The sequence below is a fragment of the Bacillus sp. Brlt_9 genome (genome assembly GCF_051948935.1).
GTDB lineage: Bacteria > Bacillota > Bacilli > Bacillales > Bacillaceae_G > Bacillus_A.
Genome location: NZ_JAYJLO010000004.1, coordinates 353,174 through 367,780 on the forward strand (window position 1 = coordinate 353,174; position 14,607 = coordinate 367,780).

General features: G+C 39.4%; 15 protein-coding genes and 1 riboswitch. Of the genes, 5 read left to right on the forward strand and 10 right to left on the reverse strand.

Annotation, left to right across the window (positions count from 1 at the left end):
* Positions 1 to 3: 3 nt before the first annotated feature.
* On the reverse strand, positions 4 to 252 hold the full coding sequence (locus VF726_RS18305) for a GlsB/YeaQ/YmgE family stress response membrane protein (protein ID WP_000539721.1): 249 nt from the start codon (positions 250 to 252) through the stop codon (positions 4 to 6).
* Positions 253 to 388: 136 nt separating this feature from the next.
* On the opposite strand from VF726_RS18305, the gene VF726_RS18310 reads away from it, so the two are divergent.
* Both VF726_RS18310 and VF726_RS18315 read left to right on the forward strand, forming a co-directional pair.
* A complete protein-coding gene (locus tag VF726_RS18310; RefSeq protein WP_440170888.1) occupies positions 389 to 850 on the forward strand; it encodes a GNAT family N-acetyltransferase in 462 nt (153 codons plus the stop codon).
* 38 nt (positions 851 to 888) lie between these two features.
* A riboswitch (cyclic di-AMP (ydaO/yuaA leader) is annotated at positions 889 to 1,031 on the forward strand.
* Between the two features lie 97 nt (positions 1,032 to 1,128).
* Positions 1,129 to 1,272 (forward strand): hypothetical protein, encoded by a 144-nt coding sequence (locus VF726_RS18315; RefSeq protein WP_000945246.1) that lies wholly within the window; start codon positions 1,129 to 1,131, stop codon positions 1,270 to 1,272.
* Positions 1,273 to 1,344: 72 nt separating this feature from the next.
* Here the strand turns inward: VF726_RS18315 and VF726_RS18320 are convergent, their stop codons facing one another.
* The 4 genes from VF726_RS18320 to VF726_RS18335 form a co-directional block, all read right to left on the reverse strand.
* Entirely contained in the window at positions 1,345 to 3,858 is a 2,514-nt protein-coding gene (locus tag VF726_RS18320; RefSeq protein ID WP_440170892.1) for a BC_3345 family exosporium-associated protein, read from the reverse strand.
* Positions 3,859 to 3,880: 22 nt separating this feature from the next.
* Positions 3,881 to 6,388, reverse strand: a complete 2,508-nt coding sequence (locus VF726_RS18325; protein ID WP_440170894.1) for a collagen-like protein — start codon at positions 6,386 to 6,388, stop codon at positions 3,881 to 3,883.
* A gap of 148 nt (positions 6,389 to 6,536) precedes the next feature.
* Positions 6,537 to 7,292 (reverse strand): class I SAM-dependent methyltransferase, encoded by a 756-nt coding sequence (locus tag VF726_RS18330; protein ID WP_440170897.1) that lies wholly within the window; start codon positions 7,290 to 7,292, stop codon positions 6,537 to 6,539.
* A 41-nt stretch (positions 7,293 to 7,333) separates the two neighbouring features.
* Positions 7,334 to 7,876 carry a CGNR zinc finger domain-containing protein gene (locus tag VF726_RS18335; protein WP_440170900.1) on the reverse strand — a complete coding sequence of 181 codons (543 nt, stop codon included), beginning with the start codon at positions 7,874 to 7,876 and terminating at the stop codon, positions 7,334 to 7,336.
* 112 nt (positions 7,877 to 7,988) lie between these two features.
* Here VF726_RS18335 and VF726_RS18340 point away from each other — a divergent pair, with 112 nt between their 5' ends.
* Entirely contained in the window at positions 7,989 to 9,212 is a 1,224-nt protein-coding gene (locus VF726_RS18340; protein WP_440170903.1) for an MDR family MFS transporter, read from the forward strand.
* 54 nt (positions 9,213 to 9,266) lie between these two features.
* Here VF726_RS18340 and VF726_RS18345 read toward each other — a convergent pair whose 3' ends face one another.
* Positions 9,267 to 10,181, reverse strand: a complete 915-nt coding sequence (locus VF726_RS18345) for a tetratricopeptide repeat protein (RefSeq protein WP_212956929.1) — start codon at positions 10,179 to 10,181, stop codon at positions 9,267 to 9,269.
* A 341-nt stretch (positions 10,182 to 10,522) separates the two neighbouring features.
* Between VF726_RS18345 and VF726_RS18350 the strand changes: the two genes are divergently transcribed.
* Both VF726_RS18350 and VF726_RS18355 read left to right on the forward strand, forming a co-directional pair.
* Positions 10,523 to 10,903, forward strand: coding sequence for a hypothetical protein (locus VF726_RS18350; RefSeq protein ID WP_212956928.1), 381 nt, complete (start codon positions 10,523 to 10,525; stop codon positions 10,901 to 10,903).
* 76 nt (positions 10,904 to 10,979) lie between these two features.
* Positions 10,980 to 11,219 (forward strand): DUF3923 family protein, encoded by a 240-nt coding sequence (locus tag VF726_RS18355; protein ID WP_087958920.1) that lies wholly within the window; start codon positions 10,980 to 10,982, stop codon positions 11,217 to 11,219.
* A gap of 118 nt (positions 11,220 to 11,337) precedes the next feature.
* Here the strand turns inward: VF726_RS18355 and VF726_RS18360 are convergent, their stop codons facing one another.
* From VF726_RS18360 to VF726_RS18375, 4 genes are all read right to left on the reverse strand, one after another.
* Complete coding sequence (locus tag VF726_RS18360; protein ID WP_000938438.1) at positions 11,338 to 11,886, reverse strand: DUF2179 domain-containing protein; 549 nt, start codon at positions 11,884 to 11,886, stop codon at positions 11,338 to 11,340.
* Positions 11,887 to 12,086: 200 nt separating this feature from the next.
* Entirely contained in the window at positions 12,087 to 12,500 is a 414-nt protein-coding gene (locus tag VF726_RS18365; RefSeq protein ID WP_440170909.1) for an ATP synthase subunit I, read from the reverse strand.
* A 52-nt stretch (positions 12,501 to 12,552) separates the two neighbouring features.
* Positions 12,553 to 13,881 (reverse strand): hemolysin family protein, encoded by a 1,329-nt coding sequence (locus VF726_RS18370; protein ID WP_440170912.1) that lies wholly within the window; start codon positions 13,879 to 13,881, stop codon positions 12,553 to 12,555.
* 121 nt (positions 13,882 to 14,002) lie between these two features.
* Positions 14,003 to 14,410, reverse strand: coding sequence for a MerR family transcriptional regulator (locus VF726_RS18375; protein ID WP_087958918.1), 408 nt, complete (start codon positions 14,408 to 14,410; stop codon positions 14,003 to 14,005).
* Positions 14,411 to 14,607 lie beyond the last annotated feature (197 nt).

Here is a 14,607-nt window from a genome sequence, read left to right on the forward strand (position 1 = left end):
TCTTTATTTCCTTGCAGCTTTCACTACAAATGATACAATAAGAATTAACACGATTGCCCCTAATAATGCTGGCACGACATGAATCCCACCAAATGACGGTCCAAAAGATCCAAATAATCTACCACCTAACGAAGCACCTAATAAACCTGCGATAATATTTCCAAACATACCACCTGGAAAATTTTTACCCGTTATAGAACCTGCAATTGCACCTATAATAGCACCAACTATTAATGTGATAATCCATCCCATTTTTAGTCCTCCATTTCTATTATGGTGTATTTCTTTTTAATACTAAATTGTTATGTAACTATTATAATTATTATATCCAATAAAGAAAAATCTTGTCAAATCTATGAAAATAATGCCTACAAGGAGGTTTTACCCTATGATTCAAAAATTAATAACAACATCTCACAACACTGCTATTTCTATTTTAAATATTCAAATACCCGCTTATGAAATTGAGGCGAAATATATAAATAGTACCGCTATCCCTCGCCTTTATGATACTGTAGCCGATATTCAATCATGTGATGAAATTTTCTACGGATATTTTTATGAAGATACACTTGCCGGTTTTATTTCTTTTAAAATAGATGAAGAGGAAGTTGATATTCATCGTTTAGTAGTATCCCCCGATCATTTTCATAAAGGAATTGCAACAAAACTACTACTATATGTATTTGACATGTTCTCTTCTTCTAAAACATATGTTGTACAAACAGGGAAAGAAAATACCCCCGCTCTGTCTTTATACAAAAAACATGGATTTATTGAAGTAAAGGATATCATATTACCCGATGGAGTGATTTTAACCTCACTTAAAAAATCAGAAAACAACAAATAGTTTGACTCATCATTTTATTTATGTTATCTTTTACTTTATAAAACCTTTTGCTGAGTCCAAATTTTGGAGCGGGGGAACCATTTTTGTAGCTATGCTACTTGGGGCGAATCTTATTTAAGTAGGGAAACTCTCACTTCCCGAGTCCGACAGCTAACCTCGTAAGCGTAATGGGAGAGGAAGGTGCTTTTTGCCTATGTTACACATTTTGCCTCCTTAATTGTAAATATGGGATCGATACCAAATAGTCACCTATATTTATAGAAAAGGAGAAATGTAAAATGTTACGTTTATCTGATCACGCAATAAAAATGATGGAGCAAAGACTTCGACTCGAACAACACCGCACATATCAAGCAAATAAAGTTGTAGATAATTTACATCACAAATACTTCTTTCAACATATTTTTCAACCGAAAAGATAAGGAAATGGTTCATTTAACATCAAAAACACAAGGTGTGTCTAAAAAGACATTCCTTGTGTTTTTTTATATTCCTTATAATATTCTCACTACATTTAAACTTGCCGTAATCGCACCTGCTATAGTGGTCACATGCCCTACACCTAATGGACCATTTTGTAATACTAACGTGGAATTAGCACTCGTTACATTCACAAGGAGTGTATTTGAAATGGCAGGTTCGATTACTACAGTTGATGTCGTTACGTTTTGTATAAAACTCCCTGTTAGTTGGGCTCCATTTAATAGTAATCTGACAGATACTGTCTCATTCCCCGCACTTGCATCTCCTTGAAAATAATAACTTACTAAATATATGCCTGGCGTAGATACGGTAACCGTTGTGGAACTAGTTAAAGATACACCTGTTCCATATACTGTAGATCCACTATTAATTGGAATATTGGCATTTGCTGCAATGGCACTCGTTGATGTAGAAAAGAAATAGCCGCCACCTGTTGATATTGCAGATGATCCAGTTGCACCTGTCAAACCTGTTGGACCCGTGGCACCGGTTGCTCCCGTTATTCCCGTTCCCCCTGTTGCTCCTGTTATTCCTTGGATTCCTTGGATTCCTGTCGGTCCTGTTGCACCTGTCACTCCCGTCGCTCCTGTTGCGCCGGTTGCTCCCGTCACACCTTGTGGTCCTTGGATTCCTTGTGGACCGGTTGGACCCGTCGCTCCCGTCGGGCCGGTTGCACCAGTTGGACCTGTTATCCCTTGTGGTCCTTGGATTCCTTGTGGACCTTGTGAGCCCGTTGCTCCTGTCTCTCCAGTTGCTCCCGTCTGTCCTGTTACTCCTTGTGGTCCTTGAATTCCTTGTGGACCTTGTGGACCCGTTACTCCCGCCTGCCCTGTTGCTCCAGCCTGCCCCGTTGGTCCCGTCGAACCGGTTATCCCTTGAATTCCTTGCGGTCCAGTTGGGCCGGTTGGACCAATAGGACCTTGGATTCCTTGGATTCCTTGAATGCCCTGTGGACCGGTTGGGCCTTGTAGACCTTGTATGCCTTGAATTCCTTGTGGTCCTGTTGCCCCTGTTGGACCAGTTGGACCCTCTGGACCTTGCACTCCTTGGATTCCAGTCGAACCGGTTGGACCTATATTTCCTTGAGGTCCCTGTATGCCTTGAATTCCTTGCGGTCCTGTTGGGCCTGTTATGCCGCTCATCCCTTGTACTCCTTGGATTCCTTGGGGTCCAGTTGGTCCCTGTATGCCTTGAATCCCTTGTAACCCCTGTAAACCAGTTGGACCCGTTGCTCCCCTTACGCCTTGCTCACCTTGTATGCCTTGAATTCCTTGTGGGCCTGCCTGCCCGATTGGCCCCTGTGCCCCTTGCACACCTTGCGGGCCGGTTGGGCCGGTTGCTCCTACCGGTCCCTGCACTCCTTGTAAACCTTGTAGACCAGTTGGACCTGTTACTCCCATTACACCTTGAGGTCCTTGAATACCTTGATCACCCGTTGGACCAGTTGCCCCCATTGGTCCCTGCACTCCTTGCAAACCTGTTAAACCTGTTGCTCCAGTTGGTCCCTGTACTCCTTGCACTCCTTGAATTCCAGTCGCTCCCGTTGCTCCGGTCGCCCCGGTTGCACCAGTTGCTCCCGTCGGACCGGTTGGACCTCCTGGTGATCCTGCTGGACCTGTTGGACCGGTCGGACCTCCTGGCGGGCCGGTTGGGCCGGTTGCACCAGTTGGACCTGTTGCAGATCCTGTTGGACCAGTTACTCCCGCCTGACCTGTCGAGCCTGTTGGACCTGGATCCCCTTGCAAGCCTGTTGGGCCAGTTGGCCCTATTACACCTTGCACTCCTTGAATTCCTTGAGATCCTGTTGGACCGGTTAGCCCCATCTCACCTTGTGGACCTTGTAAACCTTGGACGCCAGTTGCCCCTGTTGGTCCCATTGGCCCTTGTTCTCCTTGAATTCCTTGAGATCCTGTTGGACCAGTCGGGCCAATTGGTCCCTGAATACCTTGTATACCTGTTACACCTTGTAAACCACTATTCCCTAAATCCCCTTGAACACCTTGTATACCCGTATTTCCTGTTGGACCGGTTGGACCGATTTCTCCTTGCACTCCTTGTATACCTTGTATTCCTGTTGGGCCTGTTGGACCGATTTCTCCTTGCACTCCTTGTACGCCCTGTATTCCTGTTGGACCGATTGGACCGGTTGAGCCAGGAATTCCTTGTATTCCTTGAATACCTGTTGGACCAGTTGGACCTCTTTCGCCTTGTATTCCTTGAACACCTTGTATTCCTTGCGGACCTTGTTCCCCCATCGGCCCTTGACTACCTTGAGCACCCTGTGGTCCTGTTAAACCAATTGGACCTGTTGGACCAATCTCTCCCTGTACCCCTTGCACTCCTTGAATTCCTGTCGGACCGGTTGGACCAATTGGTCCTTGTACGCCTTGTATTCCTTGCGGGCCAGTCGGTCCACCTAAAGAACCTGTCGGACCCGTTGGACCAGTCGGCCCCGTAATACCTGACGCCGGAAAAGGAATAGGTGCTTGAAACTTACTACACTTATCTTGATCCCTCACAAGCATCTCCCCCGTTATAACTAACGTATCAAACTATTTTTAATACATTTAAACTAGCTGTTATCACACCAGATAATGTCGTTACATGCCCAATAGCTAATGGGCCATTTTGTAAAGATAAAGTAGCATTTGAAGAAGCAACATTAATGACCATCGTATTAGAAATCGCTGGTTCTAATACAAAAGTACCTCCTGTAACATAAAAAATAAAACTCCCTGCGACTTGCGTTCCATTTAAAGTAAGCCTCACGGAAATCGTTTCATTCCCCCCATTTGGATCACCTTGAAAATAATAGCTAACCAAATATATTCCCGGCGTACTTAACGTTACAGTTGTTGCATTTGTTAAACTGACACCAGAACCAAAAGTTGTAGACCCAGAATTAATAGATATTAATGCATTCGCTGCAACTGCACTCGTTGAAGTAGAAAAGAAATAACCACCCCCGCTAGGTAAGCCAGTCGCCCCTGTTGCACCTACTATTCCTAAGGAACCTATAGCCCCTATACTACCAGTTGCTCCGGCAGGTCCCGCAGCTCCAATCGGCCCTTGACTACCTTGCGCTCCGGCTGGCCCTACACTACCGCTTCCCCCTGTCGTTCCCCTTGCTCCAGTTGGGCCTTGTATACCTTGTATACCTTGAGTACCTTGTATTCCGGTTACTCCCGTTGCACCGGTAGGTCCTGTACTTCCTGTACTTCCTTGTATCCCCATAATCCCTTGAATGCCTTGTATCCCCTGTGCTCCGGTCGCACCGGTTGCTCCGGTCGCTCCTGTTTCTCCAGTTACGCCCGTAACCCCAATATTTCCTTGTGGTCCCTCGGGTCCCTGACTACCTTGTGCACCTTGCACTCCTTGAGGACCTGTTATCCCGTTTTCTCCTAGATTCCCTTGGGGACCTCTAATTCCTTGCGCACCTGTCGGACCTGTTATTCCTTGTATGCCTTGCATTCCTTGAGAGCCTTGTGCTCCTGTTGGGCCTACTATACCTTGTATTCCTTGAGGTCCTTGCAAACCAATAGCTCCAGTCGGCCCTATTATTCCTTGCACTCCTTGAGGACCTTGTGCGCCTTGAGGACCTGTCAATCCCGTTATCCCTTGTATCCCTTGAACTCCTTGGATTCCTTGTACTCCAGCTGCCCCTGTTTCTCCTCGGATTCCTTGTGCACCTTGTATGCCTTCTGCTCCAGCTGGCCCGGTTGCACCTTGTATGCCTTGTGCACCTTGAGCTCCTGCAGCTCCTACCACTCCTGTTGGACCTTGTATACCTTGTAACCCTTGCATTCCTTGTGCTCCTGTTGGACCTGTTACTCCTTGTATTCCTTGCACTCCTTTAGGACCTTCTGCACCCGTTGGACCGATTTCTCCCTGCGGACCTTGTATTCCTTGTGGACCTTCTACACCGGTTGCTCCTGTTATTCCTTGGTTACCTTGAGAACCCTGTGCACCTTGTAATCCAACTGCTCCCACTACACCTTGAGCTCCTTGTGCGCCTCTTACACCTTGAGGACCAGTTGGACCAGTTATTCCTTGTAACCCTTGTGCTCCTATCGCACCAGTTCCCCCCGTTATACCCCGCGCACCAGTTTCGCCCGTTGGACCTGTTGGTCCCCCAGGTGGACCGGGTGGACCAGATGGACCAGTCACTCCACTAGACGGACCAATTGGACCGGTTGTTCCTGTTGGTCCACCAGGCGGACCTACTGGACCTTGTGTACCAGTAGGTCCGGTTGCTCCTGTTATCCCTCGTACTCCTTTTGCTCCTTGAAAACCTGTGGATCCGCTTCCCCCTTGTATTCCTTGAATACCTTGTGGACCTTGAGGGCCTGTTACACCTGTTATCCCCTTTATTCCGCTTATACCTTGGGGACCTTGTATGCCAGTAGAACCAGTTGGACCTACTACACCTTGTATCCCTTGATCACCTTGATGTCCTTGCTCTCCAGTAATTCCTTGTATTCCTTGTGGCCCTTCTTCTCCTTGTATACCTGTAGTTCCGTCCTCCCCTTGTATTCCTTGTGCTCCTTGAGAACCTTGAGGACCTGTTACACCTGTTATCCCCGTTATACCTATTTCTCCCTGCACTCCTTGCGCGCCCGTTTGTCCCCTCTCACCTATTTCTCCTTGTATTCCTTGGGCGCCTTGTACACCTTGACTACCAGCGGGGCCTGTAATTCCTTGTATTCCTTCCAGTCCTTGTAATCCAATATCACCAACAGGACCTTGCTCTCCAATTAATCCTTGAGGACCTTGTAAACCAACCGGACCTGTAATTCCCTGCTCTCCAGTATCACCAACGGCTCCTTGTATTCCTTGAGCCCCTATTGTCCCCCGTGGTCCTTGTATCCCCCTGATACCTTGAGGGCCTTGTGGGCCAGTTGCTCCTGTAGGCCCAGTAATTCCCAGAGGCCCAACCGGACCTTCATGCCCTCCAGTTGGACCGATTGGGCCGCTATTACCAGTGGGACCAGTCGATCCTATAAGCGGAAGAGGCAGTGCCACTCCAAATTTTTTGCACTTTCTATGATGACGCACAACAATCCCCCTTCCTAAAAATAATTACACCTTTTATATGAAATGCATTTTTATAAGAAAAGTACACCTCTGACCTTATTTTTTTAAAAATAAAGAAGCCTATCATTTCAAATAATTGAAATGATAGGCTTCTTTTTATAAAAACACTTTACTTTCTCGCCTTAATAATAAAGGTAGTTGGTACAATTCTAGCTTTATGTAAAGAATAATATTTCGTAGACGGCTCAGCTAGTTCTTCATCAAACGAGCTCGATGGTTCAGGCTCTTCTATTCTCTCAATTGTAAATCCCGCTCTATTTAACTCATTTATGTATGTACTTATTTTTCTCTTATATAATGTCGCTTGTACATTCTCCCCTTTAAATGTTTCAAACGTAATAGGCGTTTCCTCATGGTAAGAAGACTTTAAAGCAATTTCTTCTGTACCATACTGTAAATTTGAATATACTGGGTGCTCCCAGCTAAAAATAAAACTGCCTCCTGGCTTTACATATGAATAAATCAGTTCCAACGTTTTACGTAAATTCGAAGTCCAACCTAATGCGTAAATGGAATATACAATATCAAAATATCCTTTCGGAATATCTCCTTCTTCTTCCATTGCTCCACATATTAACGTTGGATTCCAACACTTTAACGTTTCATTTGCTGTTTTAATTTGTTTACTTGAAAAATCAAGACCCCATACTTCCTCGGCCCCATGTTCTGCCATATATTGTAGCGAATGGCCACTTCCACATCCAATATCAAGAACCTTTTTATTTCTAATTGAATCGAACAAATGAATCTCATCTTCAGACGCTGTATACGGTCCGTATTTCGGTAAACAATCTACTTGAAAAAAATATGGTGCAACTGTATCCCAACACTTTTTATTTAAAGCTAACATTTGTGTACCCTTCATATTCTACATTCCCCCATCCCATTTTCTTCCCCTAATATAAATTACACATTATAATCCGATCTTCCTTTTCTCTTCGCACGGTAATTTTTCACTTTGGCGATTGTCCCGCACGCTCTTCCTCCTTCTTCTCCAGCATACATACCGCACCATCTTTTACTTCCATTTCGCGAATGATCATAAAATACCCAGCGACAATCTGGACATGCTTTTAACCTTCCCCAAAAATTTTCTTGAATTGACATTAAAACAATGCTTAATAATTTGGTATATACATTCTCTTCATACACAGGCACATATGTAATACCTTTCATATCTTCCTTTACCTGTACATGAAATGGGTATTTCTCTAACCACTTTTGCAATGATTTTACACCTTCAATTGCCACCCGGATATCTTCTCGAAAACTTTTTAATTCCTCTATCGTATGAAATGGAAGATCTTCATGAAAATATTCTTTCATAAAAAGCTTTATATCCACTTCTGTTTGCAGCATATCAATTGGCTCTCTCGTATCGTTTGGTATTTTCCATGTATTTAAAAATCCCCGAATATATTCTAGTTCATTTGGTGCATTTTGATTCAATTCCATCCACCTTCTTCTTAAAATTTACTTTTTTCTGACTTTATGTATAATTATAATATAAATTAGTTAACCATCAAATAATTTTACTGGTTACATAGTTAGGAGGAGTTATATGAAAAATTTCTCAATACCAATACGTTTCATGCTTATTTCTTCATTTTTTATGTCTTTCGGGTATTTTGCGGTATACGCATTTTTAGCTATTTATCTATTAACCTTTCTTCATTTTTCAGCTGTTCAAGTAGGAACAGTATTGACGGTTATGACAATCACATCACGAGTTATCCCTTTATTCTCAGGATTAATTGCTGACAAAATAGGCTATATCATTATGATGATAGCTGGATTATTTTTAAGAGGAATCGGATTTATCGCTTTAGGAATATGCTCTGATTTCTATACAATTTCTATTTCTTCTGCACTTATTGGCTTCGGAACTGCATTCTACGAACCTGCTGCTCGCGCCATATTCGGCTCACAACCAGCTCATATGAGAAAAAATTTATTTACATATTTAAACCTTAGTTTTAATTGTGGTGCAATAATCGGACCAATTGCAGGAGGGTTCTTACTCTTACTTGATCCAATCTATGCCTTCTCTCTAACAGGATCACTTATGCTATTATTCGCTTTTATCTTTTACTTACTTAAAAATCACTTCCAAGTCACTACTGAAAACACGTCTATTACATTAGGAATACAGGCTATCTTACAAAACAAGTCTTTTCTTCTGTTTTCATTTATCATGATTTTCTTCTATATTATGTTTACTCAGCTTACTGTCGCACTTCCACTTCATATGAAAAACATTATTAATAGCAATCAGCTTGCTACACTCGTTATTACGATAAATGCAATAACAGGCGTCATATTTATGGTGTTATTTCGAAAGCTCTTTCACAAATACAACACACTTTCGATTATTAAATACGGTGTTTTATTAATGAGCATTTCCTTTTTACTCATTCCTTTATTTCAACACCCCTACTGGCTATTTATTTGTGTAATTTTATTTACAATCGGTGAAACACTCGTATTACCTAACGCTGATATCGCTATTGCAAATTACAGTAACGAATCGTATACAGCTACTTACTTCGGATTCTATCAACTATCACTTGCATTTGGTTTTATCATCGGTAATTATACGGGTACATCTTTTACATCCAACTTAAACGGAATGTATACACCATGGCTTATTTTCGGCGGAATAGGACTTATTGGTTTTATTTCACTACATATTTTAAATATAAAAAAGGATTCCCTAAGGAGGATACATACCTATGTAATGATACGAAACATCTTTAACAAAATTAAGTCGAGATGGTATCTTTAGACAAACGACCTATAATAAAAAGATTCGACCATCATATTTGACAGTCGAATTTTTTTATTCTTCATATTCAAGATGATTATGTCTTTTACAACCAAATAAATAACAACCCCCTATATAATCCGTTTCAAATTCCAATCCTGGAACATATCCAGATTTGATACGTTCTATCATTGTTTTATAACAATTATTCTCTTCTGTATATTCCTCAATTAACTCTTTCTTATCGTTTTCTGTCCAGTTTTCTTCTACTTCTTCATTCTGAACATCTTCTATTTCTGCTGTCTTCGCTTCAATAGATTCCCGTATAACTTCATTTATACGGGAGAAATTATTAGCTTTATATAAAGCATAAACAAATCTAGCAATCCAATTGGGGCTTTTCCAATCTTCTTTGTATCCCTTTTCAAAACACTCAATTGCTTCGTTATAACAATTCAATTCAACATATAAATCTGCTACATTAATTTCCCCTACAAAATCATCAGCTTTCCTGTTAAAAGCATCTAACTTCTCTTTCGCTTCTGTCGTTCGTCCTAAATCAATTAAACATTTTACATAGTTATACATGATATAGTCCGAATCCCCTGCAACTCGCAAGAAAAATTCCGAAGCTTGTTCCAGTTCTCCAAGATTATAATGAGCTACAGCTACATTGTGATATGCTTCATCCGATGGTTGAATCGAAATAGATTTTTGTAATGCTTCTTTCGCTTCTGCCCACTTTTCTTGTTTTATGTAAATGTCCCCTAAAATGTTATAAGGAAAGTATGAGGAAGGATTCAACTTAACAACTTCTTTTATTAATTCAAGAGCTTTATCATTATCCTCTTCCTCATAAAAGTACATCCAAGCAAGATTATTGAGGGATTGTACACCTCTAGATTCGTGTACCGCTCGTTGAAACAGTTCCATCGCTTCCTCATATTCATTTTGTTCAAACATTTCAATTGCCTTCTCGTTAATATTCAAATAAATACCTCCGAAGTGAATGAATTCATCTATTCCATATCTTTATTTTAATATTTTAAAATTGTAATTTCTATAAAAAACAAATTCATTATCCTACATTTGAACATCTAATTTATAATACCTTTAGCAACACCGCTTTCTAAAGAAAAAAATATACCTACTGTAAAAATACTAATTCTCAACAATAAGTAAACCTTTCATTTCTCCATAAATTGGATATATAACCTGTTTCACTTTACATATTATGGTACAATTAAAAAGAGTGCTAGCTAAACATTTACATAAAATACTACAAGCCTAGCAATACCAAAATCAAAAATCACTTGAAATTGGAGGATGTTATGAAACAGAAATTAGCTATACTTCTATTCACCACAATCATATTATCCGGATGTTCAACTATAGTAGAAAATTCTTTAGAAACCGGAAATGGCAGTATTGAATTATTAACACCGACGATTACAACAAAAGATAACGAATTAGAAATTAAGACTGAAGGTATTGATGAAAATAAAGTAACTTTTATTTATGTTGCCAATACAAAAGTATTCGAACAAAAAATAAAGAATGGGGAATCCTACAAGCTTGATATTACAGGTATCGAGGATGCTCATAGGACAGACTACAAACCACGAGTTCAGCTTTTACAGAATGAAGATGATGATAAAGATGGGGAAATGGTAACCTTTAAACAAGTTAGATATACAGTTAATAAAAACTAATTTTATAGTCATTTCATTATAAATGTAACGAACGAAAATATACTTTTAACAGAGGAGAAATGTAAGGGGTGTTAACATGAAAAAACGATGGATTTCTTGGTGGATCGGTAACATATTTTGGATTATCATTTTTGGAATATGGGCCGCTATTATTTGGTTACGCGACGTTGATGGCGCTGGTGTTATCCAAACACCCGAAATTAAATCCATATCACTTATCGTTTTATTAATCGCGTTTATCATACCGGTATTTTTTCAAGTTATATGGCTAATTATTAATTTGAGAATGAGTAGAAAAAATAATTATACGATTTAGTTTTTCAATTAACAGATAATTATTTTCATAAAAAAGAGAGGAATCTACATTAAAATAGATTCCTCTCTTTTACATATGAGCTTATACTGCACTTTTAATGCAGCACGACTCCCCTTTTTTACGATGCATGTTCATCTTTCTTCTTCATTAACGCTCTTTTCTTCATCGCCTTCGTTAAATATCCGCCTTTAAATGAACGAATTTCATAAGAAGACATAAACGCTTTCGGTGCAATTTCATTAATAATTTCTAACAGTTCTTTTTCTCTAGAACGCTTTGCAACGATATCTAAGCGATAACGGATTGAATTAATACCTTCCCCTTCAAATACTGTAACGCCAAATCCAGAGTGACGTAATTCATCTACTAACTCATTACAACGGTCTAGTAAACTAACTTGATACGTAATATAACCAATTGCTAATTTATTCTCTATATAACCGCCTAATAATAGACCAGCACTAAAGCCAATGACATAGGCAACGATGTTCATCCAATTTGATAAATCTTGAAACACAATACCTAAACTGACAATGTAAATAGCTCCTTCTAGCAATCCAACACCAGCAGCGGATCTTGTTTGATTCTTTACAAGCAAAATCGTACGGATTGTTAAAATGGGAACGTAAATAATTTGAAGCACAAAAATAAGTAACGCTTGTAACATTGGTATCCACCTCTTTCAAAAAGTCTTTTGTCATAATAACATACATAACCTTTAGAAATCGATGGGTTTTTTAAAAATTTTTTATTATTTTTTATACTATTGAAAAACGAAAAAAAGAAGCGTATTATATTTGTCGTTAATTTGATTCCTTTTATTAACTCGCTTAAACACAAAAAAGGAACCCCATTAGGCCCCTTTCATCATAGCTCTATGTTTTTCGAAGCATGTTCCCTTTGCTTCTCTTCCTCTTTCACTAATTGCATATTCGCATAAGCTAAATTTGCAATCATTAAAAAGTGACCACCTAAAATGCCTGTACCGAATGCCCACATTTCCATTTCATGCTCAATTTCATACATGATAATAGCTCCTAAAATGGCTGCAGCGAATCGGTTTAAAACTCCTAATCCCGGAGCCTTTTCTTTCATTACGATGCTTTTTCCGAGTTTCTCCACTCTGCGAGCTAATAACCAAAGACAATATGCACTTACAGCTAATCCGATACCAAATCCTGTTACTTGTTTTCCAAACGGAGTAATCGTCCACATAAGTAGTAAACCACTAAAGATCCCATACAATTGTAATCGATATACACGTAAGGCTGCTTGAATCAAAATATCCGCTCCTAATTTCTCATTTTTTATACGTTAGAAGAAAAGCAGCAACTTACACAGTTGCTGCTTTCTCTTCTTCTTGCTCTTGTTCCATCTTACGAATTTCAACACGTTTAATTTGGTAAGCGTCTTTTTCTAACACTTTAAATTCATAACCTTCCGCCTCAACGTGTTGTCCTTCTTCAATTTCATGATTTTGCATCATAATCCAGCCACCGATTGTATCCACATCGTCTTCTTCAATGTGTAATCCAAACAAATCTTTTACTTCTGAGATAAGCACTTTTCCATCAACGATTTTATGGTGCTCATTCACATGCTGAATTGGTGGTGCTTCATCTTCATCATATTCGTCACGAATTTCGCCGACGATTTCCTCCAATATGTCTTCAAGCGTTACAATCCCTGCTGTTCCTCCGTACTCATCATATAAAACAGCCATCGGAATTCGCTTCTTCTGCATTTGAAGTAATAAATCGTGAATTGGAGTCGTTTCCATCACTTCAATAATCGGACGCATATACGAGCGAATAGATGATAAATCTTTTTGATCCTCGGTCATATATCGAATAAAGAAATCTTTTACGTTGACCATACCGATAATATCATCTTTATCTTCTCCAAAAATTGGATAACGTGTGTATCGCTCATTTTGGATTACTTTCATGTGTTCTTCTACTGAATCTTCCAGGTAGAAACCAATGATTTCCGTTCGCGGCACCATAATCTCTTTTGCAATACGATTATCAAATTCAAAAATGTTATTTACATACTTGTATTCAGCTTGATTAATTTCGCCACTTTCATAGCTATCTGAAAGGATAAGGCGTAATTCTTCTTCTGTATGAGCTACTTCATGTTCTGAAGCTGGTTTTAAACCGAATAAACCAGTTATCACACGAGCTGAACCGTTCAATACCCAAATAAATGGATACATTACTTTATAGAACATCATTAATGGACCTGCCAATAATAACGTTACCCTTTCAGCCTTTTGAATTGCCATTGTTTTCGGAGCTAATTCCCCTACTACAACGTGTAAATACGTCATAATCATAAAAGCAAGACCAAATGTTAATACTGATGAAATAGAAGGATTTAAGTTCCATTTCTCAAATAGCGGGTGTAATAACTTTTCGATTGTCGGTTCACCTAACCAACCTAATCCCATAGCTGTAACTGTAATACCTAATTGACAAGCAGATAAATATTCATCTAAATTTGTTGTTACCTTTTTCGCTGCTAAAGCACCGCGTTTTCCTTCCGCAACAAGCTGATCGATACGGCTTGAACGTATCTTTACAATCGCAAACTCTGCTGCTACGAAAAATCCAGTAAATGCGATTAAAATCGCAACCATGACTAAATTAAATATTTCCAATGAATCCCCTTAGTTTAAAAAACTAAGGTGTCCACCTCCTGTATACTATAATGTTTTCTTATTTGTTTCTTAGAAAACATAGCCCGATACAAAAATTAAAGAGGTCGGATTTCACTTTTTTCTATAATAATAGAGCAAGTGTCTGTATTAAAGCTGTCGTTTGACCTGATAAAGACTTCGATATTTTTTCACGTTGTGAATCAGTCAATCCATCTAAAAGCGGCTTTAACTCTGTTAACTCTGCTTCTAATCTATGAATATGGTCTGTCACTTCATTCACATGTTTCGAAACGTGTTCATTGATACCGAGCAGCTTTTTCTTCTCCTCGATTTTCTCTTTAATCTCACAAAGCGGCATATGCATTTCTTTGCACTTCTCAATAAATTGTAATGTCTCAAATGCTGTTTCGTCGTAATAGCGATAATTAGATTGAGATCGCTCCGCTTTTAAGATACCTAGATTCGTATAATAATCAATCGTTCGTTTCGACACGTGAGCCATGAGAGCCAACTGTCCGATTCGATACACCTTCCCAACGATCTTCCCCCCTTGTTTATATTACTACCATCATACAATACATAAACTGTACAGTCAAACGTTACGGTTTATTATTCACAATTTATACAAAATTTTTCGTTTCATTTTATATAATCTAATCTATTATTTTAACTTTATAATCAAATATTTAAATAAAAAAACAAAAACGAACGAACCATAACCATGAA

Coding starts and splice junctions, on each gene's coding strand:
- VF726_RS18305 (WP_000539721.1), bottom strand. CDS start 252: ATGGGATGGATTATCACATTAATAGTTGGTGCTATTATAGGTGCAATT.
- VF726_RS18310 (WP_440170888.1), top strand. CDS start 389: ATGATTCAAAAATTAATAACAACATCTCACAACACTGCTATTTCTATT.
- VF726_RS18315 (WP_000945246.1), top strand. CDS start 1,129: ATGTTACGTTTATCTGATCACGCAATAAAAATGATGGAGCAAAGACTT.
- VF726_RS18320 (WP_440170892.1), bottom strand. CDS start 3,858: ATGCTTGTGAGGGATCAAGATAAGTGTAGTAAGTTTCAAGCACCTATT.
- VF726_RS18330 (WP_440170897.1), bottom strand. CDS start 7,292: ATGAAGGGTACACAAATGTTAGCTTTAAATAAAAAGTGTTGGGATACA.
- VF726_RS18340 (WP_440170903.1), top strand. CDS start 7,989: ATGAAAAATTTCTCAATACCAATACGTTTCATGCTTATTTCTTCATTT.
- VF726_RS18350 (WP_212956928.1), top strand. CDS start 10,523: ATGAAACAGAAATTAGCTATACTTCTATTCACCACAATCATATTATCC.
- VF726_RS18355 (WP_087958920.1), top strand. CDS start 10,980: ATGAAAAAACGATGGATTTCTTGGTGGATCGGTAACATATTTTGGATT.
- VF726_RS18360 (WP_000938438.1), bottom strand. CDS start 11,886: ATGTTACAAGCGTTACTTATTTTTGTGCTTCAAATTATTTACGTTCCC.